The following is an 18,776-nucleotide window of genomic DNA, read 5'->3' on the forward strand; positions in this document are numbered from 1 at the left end:
GGCCCGTGCGGCCCGGTGCGGCCCCCTCATGCCGTCGTCAGGCGCGCAGCCACACCGCCGTGTCCTGCGGGAGGCGCCCCACCTCGTCCAGGGGTCCGCTGGTGAGCAGCACCGCGCTGTGCGGGGGCAGCTCCGCGGCCTCGGCGGCCAGGTTGACGACGCACAGCGGTCCGCCGGTCCTGGCGAAGGCGAGCACCCCGGGCGCGGCGTCGAGCCAGCTCAGCCGCTGGATGCCGGGCTCGCCCTCAGTTCCGAAGCCCGGTTCGGAGCGCCGCAGCCGCAGGGCCTCGCGGTAGAGGTTGAGCATGGAGTCCGGGTCGCCGTTCTGGATGTCGGCGGCGTAGCCGGACCAGCCCTCCGGCTGCGGGAGCCAGGTCTCCGTGGTGGCCCCGAACCCGGCGTACGGTTCGCCCGCCGCCCAGGGCATGGGCACCCGGCAGCCGTCCCGGCCCGGGTCGGCGCCGTTCTTGCGGAAGTGCATCGGGTCCTGGATGCGGTCGAGCGGGATGTCGGCCTCGGGCAGGCCCAGTTCCTCGCCCTGGTAGAGGTAGGCCGCGCCGGGCAGGGCCAGCGAGAGGAGGGCGGCGGCGCGGGCCCGGCGGGTGCCGAGGGCCAGGTCGGTGGGGGTGCCGAAGGTCTTGGCGGCGAAGTCGAACCCGGTCTCCTCGCGGCCGTAGCGGGTGACGGTCCGGGTGACGTCGTGGTTGCAGAGGACCCAGGTGGCGGGGGCGCCGACCGAGGCGTGCTCGGAGAGCGTGTCGTCGATGGCGGTCCGCAGCTTCTCCGCCTCCCACGGGCAGGCCAGGAAGTTGAAGTTGAAGGCGGTGTGCAGCTCGTCGGGGCGCAGGTAGCGGGCGAAGCGCTCGGTGTCGGGGAGCCAGACCTCGCCGACGAACACGCCACCGTACTCGTCGGCGATGGCGCGCCAGGAGCGGTAGATGTCGTGGAGTTCGTCGCGGTCGACGAAGGGGTGCGGGTCGCTGCCGATGACGAAGTCGGGGAGTGCGGGGTCCTTGGCGAGCAGGGCGGCGGAGTCGATGCGTACGCCGGCGACGCCGCGTTCGAACCAGAAGCGCAGGACGTCCTCGTGCTCGCGGCGGACGGCGGGGTGGGCCCAGTTGAGGTCGGGCTGCTGGGTGGCGAAGAGGTGGAGGTACCACTCGCCGTCGTCCAGCCTGGTCCAGGGGGTGCCGCCGAATTCGGAGACCCAGTCGTTGGGCGGGATCTCGCCGTTGGCGCCGCGGCCCTTGCGGAAGTGGAAGAGGTCGCGCTCGGGGCTGCCGGAGCCGGCCTCGAGGGCGGCGCGGAACCACGCGTGCTGGTCGGAGACGTGGTTGGGCACGATGTCCACGATGGTGCGGATGCCCAGCTCGCGGGCCTCGGCGATGAGTTTCTCGGCCTCGGCGAGGGTGCCGAACGCGGGGTCGATCGTACGGTAGTCGGCCACGTCGTAGCCGCCGTCGGCCAGCGGCGAGAGGTACCAGGGGGTGAACCAGAGGGCGTCCACGCCCAGCTCCACGAGGTAGGGCAGCCTGGCCCGTACCCCTGCCAGATCGCCGGTGCCGTCGCCGTCGCCATCGGCGAAGCTGCGTACGTAGATCTGGTAGATGGCGGCGTCGCGCCACCACTGTGCGGTGGCCTCGGACGGACGGTTGGCTGCCACTGACGTTCCTTTCGGGCAGGTGGGACTCCGCCGCCGGCCCGGCAAGCGGGGCAGGATGGGTGAGCCGGCGGCGGAGCGCTGAGGGGAAGCGGTTCGGGGAGCGGGCGTCAGCCCTTGAGGCCGCCCGCGGTGAGACCGCTCATGATGTTGCGCTGGAAGAGCAGGAAGATCAGCAGTGTCGGGATCGAAGCGATGGTGAGCGCGGCGATCAGGACGTTCTCGGGGACGCCGCTGGCCAGTGAGTAGATGCCTACGTTGAGGGTCTGCTTGCCCGGGTCGGGCAGCGTGAGCATCGGCCAGAGGAAGTCCTTCCACACGCCGACGACGGCGAAGATGGAGACGACTCCGAGGATCGGCCGGGAGATGGGCAGGATGATCGAGCGCAGGGTGCGCAGGGGTGAGGCGCCGTCCATGGCCGCGGCGTCGAGGAGTTCGCCGGGGATGGAGTCGAAGAACCGCTTCAGCAGGAAGATGTTGAAGGCGTTGGTGACCGACGGCAGCCAGATCGCCCAGGGCGAGTTGACCAGGTTGCGCTGGACCAGGGGCACGTCCAGGACCGTGAGGTACTGCGGGACGACGAGCACGGTGGCCGGGATCATCAGGGTGGCCAGCATCATGCCGAGGATGACCTTGCCGAAGATCGGCCGCAGCTTGGACAGCGAATAGGCCGCGGCCACGTCGAAGATCAGCTGGAAGGCGAGCGCGCCGAAGGCGTAGTACAGGGTGTTGAACAGCAGCTTGGACAGGTCCATGACCGTCCATGCCTGGCTGTAGTTCTCGGTGTGGATGGAGCTGGGGAAGGCCGTGGGCGGGCTCTGCACCACTTCCTGGGTGGTCTTGAGACCGCCGGTGACCATCCAGTACAGCGGGCCGAGGAAGACCGCCGTGAACAGGACCATCACCAGGCCGAAGACGATCCAGTAGACGGCCTTGCCGCGGGGCCGGCCGAGCTGGGCCGGCGAGATCAGGGTGCGCTGGCGGGCGCGTTCGGCGGCGCCCTCGGACCTGCGCCGTGCGGACTTGCGTGAGGTGCTCCCGCGCCGGGAGACAAGCGTGTTCGATGCCATGGTCCTGGCTCCCGTCCTAGTCTTCGCTGCTGCGGCTCAGTCGTACGTACACCGCGGAGAATCCCGCGAGGACGACGAGCAGGACGAGGCCGAGTGCCGCCGCGCTGCCGTAGTTGTTGAAGTTGAAGGCGTACTGGTAGATGAGGTAGACGACGGTGGTGGTGGAGCCCTCGGGTCCGGCGCCGTTGGTCAGCAGGAAGGGCTCGGTGAAGACCTGCATCGTCGCGATGATCTGCATGAGCAGCAGGAGCGAGAGGATGAGGCGGGTCTGCGGGATGGTGACGTGCCAGATCTTGCGCAGCAGCCCGGCGCCGTCGAGCTCGGCCGCCTCGTAGAGCTCGCCGGGGATGCCCTGGAGCGCGGCGAGGTAGATGAGGGTGGCGCCGCCCATGTTCATCCAGGTCGCCGCGATGACGACGGAGAGCATCGAGGTGCTGGTGTCCTGGAGCCACTGCTGTTCGGGCAGGTGGAAGATGCCCAGGATGCGGTTGAAGAGCCCGTAGCCGGGGTCGTAGAAGTACTTGAAGAGCAGGACGGAGGCGACCGGCGGCAGCATCACGGGGAGGTAGACGAGCAGCCGCAGGTAGCCCTGGCCGTGCCGGAACTCGTTGAGCACGACGGCGACGGCGAACGGGACGACGAAGCCGAGGAGCAGGGCGAGCACCGTGAACAGCAGGGTGTTGCGCCAGGCCTGCCAGAAGGCCGGGTCGTTGAAGACGTACGTGAGGTTGGACCAGCCGGCCCAGGTGGTGGTGCCGTCCTCGTTATTCTGGAAGGCCAGGATGAATTCCCGGACCATCGGATACCAGGAGAAGAGCGAGAAGCAGAGCACCGCTCCGATCAGGAAGCCGTGCGCCGAGATGTTGCGGCGCAGGGCGCGCAGGAACTCCTCGCGGGCGGAGTCCGGGCGGGCGGAGCTTCGGTGTCCTGGGCGAGGCCGGGTCGCCTTGCGGGGGGACAGGGTTGGGGCCGACATGGTGTCTCCTCGGTGCCGGTGTACGACGAGCGCGTAGCGGACGGGGTCCGGATGCGGGGCCGGGTCCGCGTGACCCGGCCCCGCGCGTCCGTTACTGGTTCGCCAGAACCTGGTTGACCTGCTGCTCGGCGGTGGAGAGCAGCTTGTCGACGTCGGCGTTCTTGTTGGTCAGGACACCGGACATGGCGTTGTCGAGGATCTTGTAGATCTCCTGGGCCTTCGGCGGCTCGGCCTTGCCGGGGACGGGGTTGTCCATGAAGGCCTTGAAGTTCTCGACGGGCATCGTCGCGTTCTGGGCGCGTGCGGCGTCGTCCGTGGTCTTGCTCTCGCCGAGGAAGAAGTTCGGCTGCGGCAGGCCCACGGGGAGCTTGTCGGCCTTGGTGCGGGCCCAGTCGAACTGGCCCTTGCCGGGGGTGAGGTTCTTGAAGTTCAGCCAGGCGATGGCGGCCTTGATCTGGTCGGGCGAGCTGCCCTTCTTGATCAGGTAGTTGTTGCCGCCGAAGAGCGTGCCCTTGCCGCCGGGGATGGGGCCGAGCCCGAAGGTCTCGTACTGGGCGCCGAGCTGCTGCACCATGTACGCGATGTCGTCGGGGGCGGCGAGGAACATGCCCAGCTTGTCGCTGGCGATCTGCTTCTGGAGGTCGCCCCACTTGAGCAGCTGGGTCTTGCCCATGCTGTCGTCCTCCCAGCGCATGTCGTGCAGCTGCTGGAGGACCTGCTTGCCGGTCTCGTTGTTGAAGGCGGCCTTCTTGCCGGAGGCGTCGACGATGTCCCCGCCGAGGCCGAACTGCGTCGCGGCGAAGTGCCAGCCGCCGTTGTTGCCGGCGCTGTACTCGCCGTAGCCGGAGATGCCCTTGCCTAGGCCCGCGATCTTCTTGGCGGCGGCGCGCACCTCGTCCCAGGTGGCGGGCGGGGTGTTCGGGTCGAGACCGGCCTGCTTGAACAGCTTCCGGTTGATCATCAGGCCCATGGTGTAGTTGCTGGTCGGCAGGCCGTAGAGCTTGCCGTCCTTGCGGGCCACGTCGACCACCTGCGGCTGGATGTCCTTCAGCGCGGGCACGGTCTTGTCGTTGACGTACGCGGAGATGTCCTCGGCGCCGTCGTTGTCCAGGACCTGCTGGAGGTCGCTGAAGTAGGCGTAGAAGACGTCGGGCTGGGACTTGCCCTTGAGCATGGCGGTGAACCGCGGCGGCTCGTTGCACTGGCCCGGGGTGGACTTGCCGTTGATCGTGACGTTCGGGTACTTCTCGTTGAACGTCTTGATGTCCTCCTTCCACTCCCGCAGCTCCGCGGCCTTGGCGGCCGGCGGCATGCAGTCGATGGAGATCGTCACCTTGGTCTTCGGGTCCAGCGGAGCCGAGGGGTCGGACGAACCCTTGGACGAACTGCTCGAGTCGTCGTCCTTGCTGCTGCTCGTGCCGCAGGACGCGAGCGAGGTCAGGGCAAGTGCGGTGACAAGGGCAGCCGCGGAGGCACGGCTGATACGGCGTGTGCGGCGCAACCCAGCACTTCTCATCGATGGTCCCCTTCGGGCATGAGCGTGGATGGCCCTCGGCCGACTGACTGCCGGGGCGAGGCACACTCAACCAGCGTCGACATGTGAACGCAATATCTCGCGCAGTTTTCGTAAAAGTTTGACAGCCATGAGTACGCCGCATGCGGAACACGGCGTGAGCGCAGCACGGGGCGCCGCCCGGCGAACCGGACGGCGCCCCTGTGTGCGGTGGTTGCTACGGATTGATGTTGATCTTCATGGTGGACGTCGTGTTCTTCACGTCCTGGGCGTTGTCGCTGAACCTGAGCCCGTTGAAGGTGACCTCACCGACGGCGGGTCCCTGGCCGGCCTCGGGCATCTCGTTGGCCCACAGTCCGAAGCCGGACTTGGCGTCGAAGGCGTCCCCGCTCTTGTGGGCGCCGGAGATGGAGATGTCGGTCAGGATGGTGTCCTTGATGGGGAACTGCGGCTGGCCTCCCACGTAGTTGGTCTGGAACATGATGCCGCTGTACGTCGGGTCGACGATGTCGACGTGGTTGATCCGGATGCCCTGGAAGACCTTGGAGGCGGAGAACAGCCAGATGCCGGGGAAGGTCTGCGTGCCCCAGAAATGGCCGCCGGAGCGGACCACGGAGACGTTCTCGACCGTCGTCGGGCCGGTCCCGAAGCCGTTCATCGGGTAGCCGAAGTCGAGCGAGCTGACGGTGATCCCCGAGTACACCAGGGTGTCCGCGATGCGGATGTTCCGGAAGGTGTTGTCGTAGCCGCCGTAGACGGCCACACCGGCCGCGCGCCAGGTCAGGAGCGAGGTGAGGTTCTCGTAGACGTTGTTCTTCATGTCCGCGCCGCCGGAGTCGATCGCCGAGAACAGCGCGAAGCTGTCGTCACCGGTGGCCCGCGACTCGTTGTTGACGACGTGGTTGTCCGTCGAGCCGTTGGTCATGTTGACGCCGTCGGCGAACGTGTCGCGGATTCGGGAGTTCTTGATGGTGATGTTGTCGGTGTTGGCGCCCCAGTAGAGGCACACCGTGTGCTCGTTCCAGATGTTGTCGATGACCATGTCCGACACGTTGGAGAAGTCGAACACCTTGCCCGGTCCGTCGATGCGCGAGGTGTAGTTCCCGAAGTACGCGAAGTTCGCGAACGTCGAGCCCTTGGCGCTCGCCTCGGCCCTGAAGCCGATGTCGGTGTTGTCCTGCGTCGAGGGCGCGTGGAACCTGGTGTACCAGGGCCCCGCACCGATCACCTTGACGGCCTTGCCGTAGACCTGGAACTTGCTGGCGGTCTCGTAGTCGCCCGCGGGCAGGTAGACGCCCACCAGCTTCCCCGTGGTGTCCATCCGCACCTTGTCCAGGGCGTTCTGGACGTCTTGGTGGGTGAAGCCGGCCGGAACGGCGTAGGCGGCCGGGTCCGGGTTGGCGATCTGGGTGGCCTGCTCCAGGCTGATGAAGTCGATCGCGTAGGTGCTGGTGTTGGCCGCGTCCTTCTGGAGCCGGATCTTGCTGCCCGCCGGGACGGTCTTGCCCAGCATCACGTTGGCCTCGTCGTAAATGTGCCGGGGTGAACCGGAGCCCGGGGAGTTGCCGGGACCGGTCTCGGCGCCGTACAGCCAGGCGTACTTCGAGGTGAGGTCGATCGCCTTGAGGAAGGTGCCGTCCACGTAGATGTTGAGCTTGGAGTCGATGCCTCCGCCGCCCGCCGAGTCCGGGATGGAGTAGCGGGTCACCAGGGTGTTCGTGTCGCCCCGGGTGGTGAACTCGACGTAGTTGCCGGTGCTGTTCAGCGTGACCGCCTTGCGGCCCGACGCCTCGCCCGCGATGTCGCCGACGGTCCTGTTCGGCCCGACGACCTTCGCGCCGCCGCCGGTGACCCCGTCCTCCGCCTCGTAGGTGTCGTACGGCATGTTGGCGCCGCGCCCGACGAAGAGGGAGCTGCTGACGGTGTTGTTCTCGCGCTTGACCGGAAGCTCCTCGGCGTCGTCCGCGACGACCGTCTTCACGGTGTACGAGCCGTTGACCGCAGTCCAGGAGCCCAGGTTCACCGGGGAGCCGGTGGCGCCCGCGGCGATCGAGCCGTTGTAGCTTCCGGTGAGGGTCTTCACCGTGGCGCCCTTGGAGTCGAGCAGGGTCACGGTGACGGCGTGAGCGCCCGAGGCCGAGGCGACCGTGCCCTGGTTCCGGATGGCGACGGAGAAGGCGACGTTGTCGCCCTGGGCCGGGGCGGACGGCGAGGTGGCGACCGCGGGCACCAGGTCGGAGCTGGCGACCGGCTTCACGACCAGGCCGGAGGCGCTGGTGTAGGTGTTGTCGGTCTCGTTCTGCTCGATGATCTGGTTGTCCGGGTCGGCGACCGCGCTCAGCGTGTACGTGCCCGCGTCGCGCGCCCCGATGTCCGCGCTGACCTGCGCGGAGACCCCCGCGGCGAGCGCGCCCACGTTCGCGGTGGCGACCTTGGTGTCACCGAGCCGGAATGCGAGCTTGCCGGCCGGGGCGGCGACGGCGCCGGTGTTGCGCACCGTCGCGGTGAGCGTGACCGGGTCCGACTCAACGGGCGCGGCCGGGCTCACGGTGATGCCGCTGACCTGGAGGTTCGGGTTGGGGGCCGGGGCGCCCAGCACCTGGAACTCCGCGACCTGCCCGGCGGGCGCGCCGGTGTTGGAGGTGAACTTCAGCTGGACGTCGGCGACCCGGGCGTCGACCGGGATCGTCACCGTGTTGGCGCTGCCCGGGCTGAACGCGTAGTCCTTGGCGGCGACCAGGCTGGTGAAGGACGAGGCGCTCTGCTCGCGGCCGAGGACCTGGATGTTCTGGGTCCTGGCCCCCCAGCTGCTGTCCGGGTTGAGCTTCACGACGACGCTCTGGGTGTCGGCGTTGGCGCCCAGCTTCACCGTGAGCGTGTTGGGGTAGCTGCCGCCCGCGCCCTCCCAGTAGGTGGAGAGCTGGTTGTCGTTGGCGTTCTCCGCGACGAAGGTGTGCACCACGGAGGAGGCGGTGATGGGCTTGCCGACGGCGAGGTTGGAGGCCGCGCCGGTGGAGCCGTTGCGGGTGACGGTGTTGCTGTCGCCGGAGACGTTGCCCGCCGCGTCCTTGGCCCGTACGACGTACGACACGGTGGTGCCGGCGGACTGGGTGTCGGTGTAGGTGGTGACATCGCCGGCCACGGTCTTGCGCAGCACGTTGTTGGCGTAGATGTCGTACCCGGTGACGCCCTTGTTGTCGGTGGACGCCGTCCAGGTCAGCTTGATCTGGCCGGAGGAGGGCTCGGTGAAGCTCAGGTTGGACGGTGCGGTCGGCGCCTGGGTGTCACCGGAGTCCCCCTTGCGGGTGACGGTGTTGCTGTTGCCCGAGACGTTGCCCGCCGCGTCCTTGGCCCGTACGTAGTACGAGACGGTGGAGCTCGCCGGGCGGGTGTCGGTGTACGTGGTGACGTCACCGGCGACGCTGGTCAGCAGGGTGTTGTCGGCGTAGATGTCGTACCCGGTGACGGCGGTGTCGTCCGTCGAGGGCTTCCAGGTCAGCTTGATCTGCCCGGTGGCCGGTTCGGTGTACGCCAGCTGCGTCGGGGCGCTCGGTGCCTGGGTGTCGCCGGTCTCGGGGCCATAGACCTCCAGCTCGGAGACCTGGGCGCCGGGCTGGACGCTGTTGGCGGTGACCAGGACGCGGACGTAGCGGGTGGTGGTGGCGTCGAAGGTGATCGTCGCCGTCTCGGAGCCGGGGCTGAAGGTGTACGCCCTCGCCTGGGTCAGGTCCGTGAAGTCGGAGCCGTTGGCGCTGCCCTGGATCTTCAGCGTCTGGCTGCGGGTCTCCCAGCCGTCGGGCAGCCGCAGCACCACGCGGTCGACGCGCACCGAGGAGCCCAGGTCGGCCTGGAGCCACTGCGGGAACTCGTTGTTGCGGCTCTCCCAGTAGCTGGCCCGGTTGCCGTCGTTGGCGTTGGCCGCGATGTACGTCTGGGTGTTGCTGCTCGCCGTGAGCGGGCGCCCGGTGGCGAGGTTCACCGAGGACTCCGCGGCCGCCCGGACCTCAAGTTCGGCGAGCTGGCCGTTGTCGGACGCGGTGTTCGCGGTGATGTCGGCCCGGACGAAGCGGGTCCGGGTCGCCGGGAAGCTGATGGTGACCTTGTTGGAGCTGCCCGGTGCGAAGGAGTAGGAGGCCGAGGTCTTCAGCGTGGAGAAGCTGGTGCCGTCGACGCTGCCCTGGAGGGAGAGCGTCTGGCGGCGGGCCGACCAGTCGGCGGGGAGCTTCAGGGTGACCTGGTCGATGCGGGTGACCTTGCCCAGGTCGCTCTGCACCCACTGGGGCAGGGACTTGCCCGACCCCTCCCAGTAGGTGGACTGCTGTCCGTCGGCGATGTTCCCGGCGGACTTCCCGCTGCTCGCGGCGGCGCGGTGGCCGGCGGCGATGTTCGGGCCACCGGCGGCCGAGGCGTTCAGCGCCGGCCAGGCGACCATCATCAGGCTGGTGGAGACCGTCGCGGAAAGAATCCGCCATCTCCAGCGTCGCGTTCTCATCTGTCCCCGATCTGCTGCCTCGGCGCAGGGGGCCGAGGCGCGGCTCAGTCTGCGACCCCGCCGGTACATGAGTTTCTGCACCGGTGGGATGACCTTTTGCGTTTTGCGGTCAGAGAGTTGCAGAGAATTGACGCGGAGTCCACCACTCCGGCAGAAGTAAGCAACGCTTTAGGCGTCACCCATAGGGGCCAACTGCCCTGACAAGAAGGGCATTTGCTAGCAGTACCACCCAGGCGCCCCGACGCCGCCGAGCCCGCAAGGAATTTGCGTGAATACGCAAGCCGGTGAAAGGTGCCAGCTCGGAGGGGGTCGCCGCGGGGCACCCGGGCACGACGAAGGGCGGGGTCCGCCGTCGCGGACCCCGCCCTCGCTCGTTTCCCGTTTCTCAGCCGGGGCGGTTCACACGCCGGGCGCCCACCGGTACCGCACGTCCGGCTCGTTCTCCTCGTTGCGGCTCCCGTCGTCGAAGGCGACCGGGGTGAAGCCGTGGTGCTCGTAGAAGGACCGGGCCGCGGTGTTGCGCTGGAAGGTGTACAGCGTGAGCCCTCCGGGGCTGGCCTCCTTGGCCGCCGCCAGCAGGAGCGAGCCGATGCCCCGGCGGCGCAGACCGGGGTCGAGGTAGAGCTGTTCCAGCTCGGAGCCGTCCAGCGAGAGGAAGCCGGCGATCCGCGCCTCCCCGCCCTCGTGGATCTCGGCCACCCGGACATCAGTGCCGGGCAGCACCACATGGGTCAGCCAGGCCAGCGTCGCCTCGTCGCTGTGCACCCGCGCCAGATACGGCAGGGCGGCGGCGCGGGAGGCGAGGAAGAGCCGGGTCAGGGGCCCGGCGTCGTCCGCCCGGGCCTTCCGGAGCACGGCGGGGCGGCTGTCCAACGGCATACGCGATCTCCTGTTCCGGGTGGCCGCCGCCAGGGGCGCGGGGCACACGGTGATCGAACATACGTCGGACGCGTTCCGGATCTCCATAGGATAAGAGCGCCCCTGCCCCACCGGTGCCCGCCCGGGGCGCCCGACCCCGCCGAGGAAACGACGTAACGGTGTACCAGCCCCATGTGTTCACGCTGACCGAGGACGGCTACCGGGGGCCCGCGCCCTCCTGGAGCGCCGGCGTCCCCTCCCTGTGGCTGGTGGACACGGACCGCGCGGCCGAGGCCGCCCTGCTGCTGGCACCGAAGATCCTCGACGCCTCGGAGCTCGCCCGGGCGGAGCGGCTGGCGTTCCCCGCGGACCGGGCGTGCTACACCGCCGCCCACCTGGCCCTGCGCCTGCTGCTCGGGGCGCGCCAAGGCGTCGCCCCGGAGGCCGTACGGCTGACGCGGGAGCGCTGCCCGTCCTGCGACGGCCCGCACGGCCGGCCCGCGACGGGCGGCGGCACGCACTTCTCGCTCTCCCACACCCGGGGCGTCGCGCTGCTGGCGTTCGCGGGCGCCCCGGTCGGGGTGGACGTGGAGCGGGTCCCGGAGGCGCGGGTGGTCCAGGAGGTCTCGGCGCAGCTGCACCCGGCCGAGGCGGCCGAGCTGGCCGAGCTGCCGCCGGAGGAACGGCCCGCCGCCTTCGCCCGGGTGTGGACCCGCAAGGAGGCGTACCTCAAGGGGGAGGGCACCGGCCTGGCGGGCGGACTGCACCGCGAGCACGTCGGCACCGGCCCGCGCCCGGTCGGCCCGCCGGGCTGGGCCGTCACCGATGTCGCCGTCCCCGCCGGGTACGCGGCGGCGGTGGCCGTGCGAGCGGCGGGGCGGTCGCCCGCCGAGGGCGACGACCGGCGAAAATGACCGCACGGGCACATCGCACCGACCGACCGATACGGAGGAGTGGCAGATGCCGCACGCACGAGCCGGACAGCAGGCGCGCCCCGAGGATCTGACCGATGTGGCACGGCTGGTGACGGCGTACTACGCGCTGCACCCCGATCCGGCCGAGCCCGGCCAGCGGGTGGCCTTCGGCACCTCCGGGCACCGCGGTTCGTCGGTGGCCACCGCGTTCAACGAGGACCACATCGCGGCGACCAGCCAGGCCATCAGCGAGTACCGGGCCCGGCAGGGCACCGACGGGCCGCTGTTCCTGGGCGCGGACACCCACGCCCTGTCGGAGCCGGCCCGGGTCACCGCCCTGGAGGTGTTCGCCGCCAACGACGTGCGCGTCCTCATCGACACCGAGGACGGGTACACCCCGACGCCCGCGGTCTCGCACGCCATCCTGACGTACAACCGAGGCCGCGCCTCCGGCCTCGCGGACGGCGTGGTGGTCACCCCGTCGCACAACCCGCCGGGCGACGGCGGGTTCAAGTACAACCCGCCGAACGGCGGTCCGGCGGGGTCGGACGCGACCGGCTGGATCCAGGACCGGGCCAACGAGATCATCGCCAACGGGCTCAAGGACGTCCGCCGGGTGCCGTACACGCGGGCGCTCGCCGCCGACACGACCGGCAGGTACGACTTCCTCGGGACCTATGTGGCGGATCTGCCCTCCGTCCTGGACCTGGACGCGGTGCGCGAGGCCGGTGTCCGGATCGGTGCCGACCCGCTGGGCGGCGCTTCGGTCGCGTACTGGGGGCGGATCGCCGAGCAGCACCGGCTGGACCTCACGGTGGTCAACCCGCTGACCGATCCCACCTGGCGGTTCATGACGCTGGACTGGGACGGGAAGATCCGGATGGACTGCTCGTCGCCGCACGCGATGGCCTCGCTGATCGGCCGGCGCGACCGCTTCCAGATCGCCACCGGCAACGACGCCGACGCCGACCGGCACGGCATCGTCACCCCGGACGCCGGGCTGATGAACCCGAACCACTACCTCGCCGTGGCCATCAACTACCTGTACGCGCACCGGGAGAACTGGCCGTCCGGGGTGGGCGTCGGCAAGACCCTGGTGTCCTCCGGGATGATCGACCGGGTCGCCGCCGATCTCGGCCGGGAGCTGGTCGAGGTGCCGGTCGGCTTCAAGTGGTTCGTGGACGGGCTGTCCGACGGCTCGCTGGGCTTCGGCGGCGAGGAGTCGGCCGGGGCGTCGTTCCTGCGCCGGGACGGCTCGGTGTGGACGACCGACAAGGACGGCATCCTGCTCGCCCTGCTGGCCTCCGAGATCCAGGCGGTCACCGGCGAGTCCCCGTCCCAGCACTACGCCGCGCTGACCGCCCGCTTCGGCGAGCCCGCCTACGCGCGGATCGATGCCCCCGCCGACCGCGAGCAGAAGGCGGTGCTGGCCCGCCTCTCCCCCGATCAGGTCGCCGCGGACACCCTCGCCGGTGAGCCGGTGACCGCCGTGCTGACCACGGCACCGGGCAACGGGGCCGCGATCGGCGGGATCAAGGTGACCACGGAGAACGCCTGGTTCGCGGCCCGGCCCTCCGGCACGGAGGACGTGTACAAGATCTACGCGGAGTCCTTCCGGGGCGCCGAGCACCTGACACAGGTCCAGGAAGAGGCCAAGGCCGTGGTCTCGGCGGCACTGGACGCCTGACCCGGCGGGGCCGCCCGTCCTCCCGGTACCGGCACCGGGAGGACGGGCCTCAGCTCACGGCGTCCACACCGTCGGCCTCGGGGCGGTCGTCATGCCGTCGCCGAGGAAGAAACCGGGGTGCGGGGGCTGGTTGTACGCGGTGTTCTGCCAGGCCAGTGCGGTGCGGTAGGTGGTGTCGTGGAGCAGGGTGGTGATCCTGGTGGTGGTCTCGTACGGCGTGGAGTAGATCCGTAGCGCGGTGTTGTTGGTGGTCGCCCAGACCACCTCCTCGCGCCAGTCGCCGAGGAGGTCGCCGGACAGGACCGGGGTGGCCTTGGTGCCGTTGTTGGAGTGGACGGAGGCGCCGGTAAGCAGGCGGGTGTCGCCGGAGGTGCCGTACTTGTCGATGTGGGTGCCGTCCAGCAGTTCCCGGGTGGTGTCGCCGTCCCACCAGGCCAGGAAGTTGGTGCTGGAGGGCTTGCGGCTCGCGACCACCGTGCCGTGCGGGTCGCGTATCCCGGAGGCGGCGGACGACCAGGATTCGGCGCCCGGGCTGCCCGCCCAGATGTCGTCGCTGACACCGCGTCCGTTGTCACCGCCGGCGGGCGTCGACCAGATGATCTGGCCCGTCTTCGCGTCGGCCATCCAGGACGAGGGCTTCGAGCCGTCCTCGTCCACCTTGAACTCCTCCAGGCCCGGGCGCGCCGGGTCCAGGTCGCCGACGTGCATGGCGTCGCCGTGGCCGTTCCTCGTGGTCCACAGGGAGCTGCCGTTGTCGTCCACGGCCATGGCGCCGTAGACGATCTCGTCCCTGCCGTCACCGTCGACGTCGGCCACCGACAGCTGGTGGTTGCCCTGGCCGTCGTAGCCCCGGCCGGTGTTCGTGGAGCTGTTGGTGTCGAAGGTCCAGCGCCGGGTGAAGGCCCCGCCGCGCCAGTCCCAGGCGGCGATCACCGTACGCGTGTAGTAGCCGCGCGCCATGATCAGCGAGGGCCTGCCGCCGTCCAGGTAGGCGGTGCCGGCGAGGAAGCGGTCGACGCGGTTGCCGTAGCTGTCGCCCCAGGAGGAGACGGTGCCGCGTGCCGGGACGTAGTCGACGGTGCCCATGGCGGCGCCGGTCAGGCCGTTGAACATGGTGAGGTATTCGGGGCCGGACAGGACGTAGCCGGCGGAGTTGCGGTGGTCGGCCGATGCGCTGCCGATCACGGTGCCCCGGCCGTCGACGCTGCCGTCGGCGGTCTTCATCGCCACCTCGGCCCGGCCGTCGCCGTCGTAGTCGTACACCTGGAACTGGGTGTAGTGCGCGCCGGAGCGGATGTTGCGGCCCAGGTCGATCCGCCACAGCCGGGTGCCGTCGAGCCGGATGCCGTCCACGACGGTGTTGCCGGTGTACCCGGACTGGGAGTTGTCCTTGGCGTTGGTGGGCTGCCACTTCAGTACGAAGTCGAGCGCGCCGTCGCCGTCGAGGTCGCCGACGGAGGCGTCGTTGGCCTCGTAGGTGTAGGCGACGCCGTCCGGGGTGGTGCCGCCCGGGGGCGGGGTGATGGGTACGTCCTTGTAGCCGGCGCGGAACTGGACCGCGTGCACGGAGTCGGCCTGCTCGACGCCGTCGACCACCGCGCGCACGGTGTAGTCGGCGGAGTTGGGGGCGCCGGAGTGGAAGTAGTTGGTGGAGCCGGTGACGGGCGAGGCGTTGACCTTCGTACCGGCGCGGTAGACGTTGAAGGCGACGGAGTCGGGGTCGGTGGCGAGCCAGCGCCAGCTGACGAGGTTGCCGGAGTCGGTGTGCACGCTGACGACGCCCCGGTCCAGCGCCTCCACCTGGCGTGCGGTCGCGGCGTGCGAGGTATGGCCGGTGACGACCAGTCCGGCGGCGGCGAGGATTCCGGCGGTGACGGCGCCGAGCAGGGTGCGGGTCCGGGTGGTGCGGCGTCTGCGGGAGGTGCGGACATGCGCGAGAGCCACGGTACGAGCCTTCCGGAGTGGGGGTGGGTGGGGTACTCCTCAGTGGCCGCCGGACGCCGAAAGGTTGCCGCCCCGGGGAATGAGGTTGCCGCCCCGGGGAATCCCGTACGCGCTCACCCGTTCGGCTCCGCGCGGTGGCGGGCGCGTCGCGGCGGCGCGCAGGCTGTCCGGAGAGCTGCCGATCGCCAGGGGCGGCGGAGCCCGTTGGGGGTGCGACGTGTCGGACACCGGTACCACGGCCCCTGGTGCGGACCCGGGCGACGAGATGGCGGGGGCGCTGCTCGACACCCTGTTCAGCCAGTCCGCGGTCGGTCTGCACGTCCTGGACCTGGATCTCCGGGTGGTCCGCGTCAACGCCCTGACCGAGGTGGTGGACCCGGAGCAGATCGTCGGCCTGCACTTCACCGACGCCTACCGGCTGGACGACCCGGAGGAGGCCGAACACCTGCTGCGCCAGGTCCTCAAGACGGGTGCGCCGGTGGTCGACTACGCGGTGCGCGGGCGCGTCGCCCGGGCTGCCGGCCCCGACCGCAACCTGAGCGTCACCGTGCACCGGCTGGACGCCCACGACGGCCGGCCGCTCGGGCTGCTCGCGGCCGTGGTCGACGTCAACGAGCGGGACAAGGCCCATGTCCGGGCCGATGTGCTGGCGGCGGTGCGCCGGGGCGCGGGCCACTCCCTCGATGTGGCGGCGACCTGCGAGGGGCTGGCGTCCGCGCTGGTGCCGCCGTTCGCCGACCTGGCCGTGGTCGAGGTGGTGGACGAGGTGCTGCGCGGGGCCGATCCGCCGCTGAGCCCGCTGGGCCGGGACGTCCCGCTGCGGCGTGCGGCGGTCCGGGGCACGGAGACGGCGTCGGACAACCTGGTCGGCGAGCTGCGCCGGCTGCCGGAGGCGACGCCGTTCGCCCTGGCCGTCACGGATCTGCGCCCCCGGCTGGTCCAGCTGGGCCCGGACACGCCCTGGCTGGACGCCGACCCGGCGACGCGCCGGATGATCGAGGCGACCGGGGCCCACTCGATGATCGTGGCGCCGCTGAAGCTGCATGGCTCCGTCCTCGGCCTGGTGAGCCTGTTCCGGCACCGGGGCGATCCGTACAACGAACGCGACCTCACCCTCGCGCTGAACGCCGCCGCGCACGCGGCGCTGAGCATCGAGAACGCGCTGCGCTTCGCCCGCGAGCACGTGATCGCCTCGACGGTCCAGCGCCGGCTGCTCCCCCAGCACGAGGGCGAGCGGGTCGCGATCGAGACCGCGCACGTCCTGCTGCCTGGGCGCAACAGCGGATGCTGGTTCGACACGATCGGGCTCTCCGGCGCCCGGACGGCGCTCATCATCGGCAATGTCGCCGGACACGGACTGCAGACGGCCATCACGATGGGGCAGCTGCGCACCGTCATCCACGCGCTGGCGGGCCTCGACCTGGAGCCCGACGAGGTGCTGGCCCGGCTCAACGACACGGCGGACCGGCTGGTCGAGGAGCGGCGGTCGCTGCCGCCCGGGGACTCGCTGCACCGCCAGCCGCTGACCGCGAGTTGCCTGTACGCGGTGTACGACCCGTTCACGCAGGTGTGCACGGTGGCCCGGGCCGGGCATCCCGCTCCGGTGGCCGTCGGGCCGGACGGGCGCCCGCTGGTGCTGGATGTGCCGGAGGGACCGGCGCTCTTTTCGACGGACAGCGCGCCCTTCGCGACGGGTTCGGTGCGGCTGGAGGAGGGCAGTGTGCTGGCGTTCCTCACCGGCTCGCTGCTGCCGGAGGAGCGGTCGGTGGAGCGGGTGCGGGAGGCGCTGGCCTTTCCGGAGCGCCGGCTGCGGGACCTGTGCGACGCGATCGTGTACAACCTGCCGGCCGAGGCCGATCCGGACGGGGCGGCGCTGCTGCTCGCCCGGACGGGCGTGGTGCCGCCGGACCGGGTGGCGACCTGGGAGCTGGCCCACGACCGGACCACTCCGGCGGTCGCCCGCACGCTCGTCCGGGACCGGCTGGAGGGCTGGGAGCTCGACGAGGACACCATCGAGGCGACCGAGCTGATCGTCAGCGAGCTGATCACGAACGCGGTGCGCTACGGGACGCCGCCGCTGCAACTGCGGCTGCTCCTCGACCGCGCGCTGACCTGCGAGGTGCACGACACCAGCCCGGTGGCCCCGCATCTGCGGCATGCGCGGACGGTGGACGAGGGCGGACGCGGGCTGTTCATCGTGTCGCAGCTCGCCAGCCACTGGGGCACCCGCTACGGCACGAACGGCAAGGCGCTGTGGACGGAGCAGGAGATCCGGGACGAGGACTCCTGACCGGGCATACGGGTGCGGCGCACCCCGGCCGGGAGGGCCGGGATGCGCCGCGAGGAGAGGCCACGGGCGGCGGCACGGGTCCAGCGGGCCGCCGCCGGTGGGTCAGCGGCGGGGACCGTGGTGGCGGTGCCCCCAGGACTTGGAGTCGACCTTGTGGCCGTGCGCGTCGCGCAAGGTTGCCGTGTCGCTGTTGTCCCAGACGTAGCTGCGCCGGTCCTGGTAGACGTCGTGGCGGGTGTCGCGGCCGACACCGGTGTGGACGCGCACCGAGGAGCGGCCGGGCAGGCGCAGGTCGAACTTGTACGTGCGGTGGCTCTCGTCGCTGAGCGTCCAGCCGCGCAGGTTCACCGTGTGCCGGCCGGTGTTGGTGACGGTGACCCACTCACCGTTCAGGCTCCGGTTGGAGCCGTTGTCGCGACCGGGGCTGTCGTACTGGATCTTGCCCAGGACGACGGTCGGGCGCGGGGCGTGGTGGCCCCGGCCGTGGTCACGGCCGTGGTCACGGCCGTCGGCGACCGCCGGGAGGGCGGCGGCGGCGACCAGTGCGCCGGAAGCGAGGACGGCGGCGGTGATCCGCCGTGCGGAACGGGACATGAAGACCCCTCAGGTGCGGGCCCGGACCGGTGGGGTCCGGGCGGTTCAACGTTCCCGGCGTCCTGCCGGGAGCCACACCTTGGACCCGCCGGCGGCCCGGCGGGAACCACATCGGGGCGTGTTACGAAGTGCGGACATTTCCGTCACACACGCCTGTAGTCGGCATGTAGGGAAAGCTGCGGGTACCTGTCAATTCCTGTCCGCTGCAACCAGCCGTACGGTGCCGGATTGACGGGGTCGACCGTGCGGGCGACGCCGCCGGGCGCCCCGCGGGCGGGCCTGTGCACGGGGCCTGCGGGTTCGTAACAAACAGACCGCGAGCCCTGTTGAACGCCCGTTCCGTTACCGTCGGAACGGGCGCACGAATGTTCCCTCGAACGCCGGGCTGGATGCGCTCGCCGCGTTCAGGCCGTGGCGTCCGACCAGGCGTAGGGCGGTGGCACCGGGCCGTCGGGCCGGCCGGCGCCGGCTTCGCCGATGGCGCGGTCGGCCACGCTCATCAGCTGCCCGGCGACATCGTGCATGGCCCGGCTCGCCGCGACCTCGTCGCCGATGGTGGGGACGTCGGGGTCCTGGGGGCTCAGCCGGGCGATCCCCTGGCCGGTGAGCCTCGCGGTGCCGGTGTCCAGCACCGCTTCCGCCTTGGTCGTCCCGCTCTCCTCGGAGAGCTCGACGCGCACCGTCCATTCCAGCGTGCGGTTCATCGCATACCTCCCGGCCCGCACCGGCCGGCGGGCGCGGGCCGACGCACGGGTCCTCCTCCAGCATCCACCCGACC

12 protein-coding genes are annotated in these 18,776 nt (G+C 70.7%); 3 read left to right on the forward strand and 9 right to left on the reverse strand.

Annotated features, from left to right (window positions below; all coding sequences use genetic code 11):
• Positions 1-37: 37 nt before the first annotated feature.
• The 6 genes from OHS17_RS03045 to OHS17_RS03070 form a co-directional block, all read right to left on the reverse strand.
• A complete protein-coding gene (locus OHS17_RS03045) occupies positions 38-1,663 on the reverse strand; it encodes a glycoside hydrolase family 13 protein (RefSeq protein WP_330310930.1) in 1,626 nt (541 codons plus the stop codon).
• A gap of 107 nt (positions 1,664-1,770) precedes the next feature.
• Positions 1,771-2,730: a carbohydrate ABC transporter permease gene (locus tag OHS17_RS03050; protein ID WP_330310931.1), complete on the reverse strand. Its 960-nt coding sequence runs from the start codon at positions 2,728-2,730 to the stop codon at positions 1,771-1,773.
• A 16-nt stretch (positions 2,731-2,746) separates the two neighbouring features.
• The gene (locus tag OHS17_RS03055; protein WP_330310932.1) at positions 2,747-3,706 is read right to left on the reverse strand and encodes a carbohydrate ABC transporter permease; all 960 of its coding nucleotides are present in this window, start codon (positions 3,704-3,706) and stop codon (positions 2,747-2,749) included.
• A 91-nt stretch (positions 3,707-3,797) separates the two neighbouring features.
• Positions 3,798-5,222, reverse strand: coding sequence for an extracellular solute-binding protein (locus OHS17_RS03060; RefSeq protein ID WP_330310933.1), 1,425 nt, complete (start codon positions 5,220-5,222; stop codon positions 3,798-3,800).
• 214 nt (positions 5,223-5,436) lie between these two features.
• Positions 5,437-9,711 (reverse strand): discoidin domain-containing protein, encoded by a 4,275-nt coding sequence (locus OHS17_RS03065; protein WP_330310934.1) that lies wholly within the window; start codon positions 9,709-9,711, stop codon positions 5,437-5,439.
• Between the two features lie 399 nt (positions 9,712-10,110).
• On the reverse strand, positions 10,111-10,590 hold the full coding sequence (locus OHS17_RS03070) for a GNAT family N-acetyltransferase (protein WP_330310935.1): 480 nt from the start codon (positions 10,588-10,590) through the stop codon (positions 10,111-10,113).
• 158 nt (positions 10,591-10,748) lie between these two features.
• On the opposite strand from OHS17_RS03070, the gene OHS17_RS03075 reads away from it, so the two are divergent.
• Together OHS17_RS03075 and pgm are read left to right on the forward strand one after the other, a co-directional pair.
• Positions 10,749-11,483, forward strand: coding sequence for a 4'-phosphopantetheinyl transferase family protein (locus OHS17_RS03075; protein ID WP_330310936.1), 735 nt, complete (start codon positions 10,749-10,751; stop codon positions 11,481-11,483).
• A gap of 46 nt (positions 11,484-11,529) precedes the next feature.
• Positions 11,530-13,170, forward strand: a complete 1,641-nt coding sequence (gene pgm, locus OHS17_RS03080; RefSeq protein WP_330310937.1) for a phosphoglucomutase (alpha-D-glucose-1,6-bisphosphate-dependent) — start codon at positions 11,530-11,532, stop codon at positions 13,168-13,170.
• Positions 13,171-13,224: 54 nt separating this feature from the next.
• Here the strand turns inward: pgm and OHS17_RS03085 are convergent, their stop codons facing one another.
• Positions 13,225-15,114: a rhamnogalacturonan lyase gene (locus OHS17_RS03085; RefSeq protein WP_330310938.1), complete on the reverse strand. Its 1,890-nt coding sequence runs from the start codon at positions 15,112-15,114 to the stop codon at positions 13,225-13,227.
• Positions 15,115-15,331: 217 nt separating this feature from the next.
• Here OHS17_RS03085 and OHS17_RS03090 point away from each other — a divergent pair, with 217 nt between their 5' ends.
• Positions 15,332-17,404, forward strand: a complete 2,073-nt coding sequence (locus tag OHS17_RS03090; RefSeq protein ID WP_330310939.1) for a SpoIIE family protein phosphatase — start codon at positions 15,332-15,334, stop codon at positions 17,402-17,404.
• Between the two features lie 102 nt (positions 17,405-17,506).
• On the opposite strand, the gene OHS17_RS03095 is transcribed toward OHS17_RS03090, so the two are convergent.
• Positions 17,507-17,998 carry a lamin tail domain-containing protein gene (locus OHS17_RS03095; RefSeq protein WP_330310940.1) on the reverse strand — a complete coding sequence of 164 codons (492 nt, stop codon included), beginning with the start codon at positions 17,996-17,998 and terminating at the stop codon, positions 17,507-17,509.
• Positions 17,999-18,402: 404 nt separating this feature from the next.
• Positions 18,403-18,702 (reverse strand): DUF1876 domain-containing protein, encoded by a 300-nt coding sequence (locus OHS17_RS03100; protein ID WP_018102830.1) that lies wholly within the window; start codon positions 18,700-18,702, stop codon positions 18,403-18,405.
• Positions 18,703-18,776: the final 74 nt, after the last annotated feature.

It is taken from the genome of Streptomyces sp. NBC_00523, assembly GCF_036346615.1.
Lineage (GTDB): Bacteria > Actinomycetota > Actinomycetes > Streptomycetales > Streptomycetaceae > Streptomyces.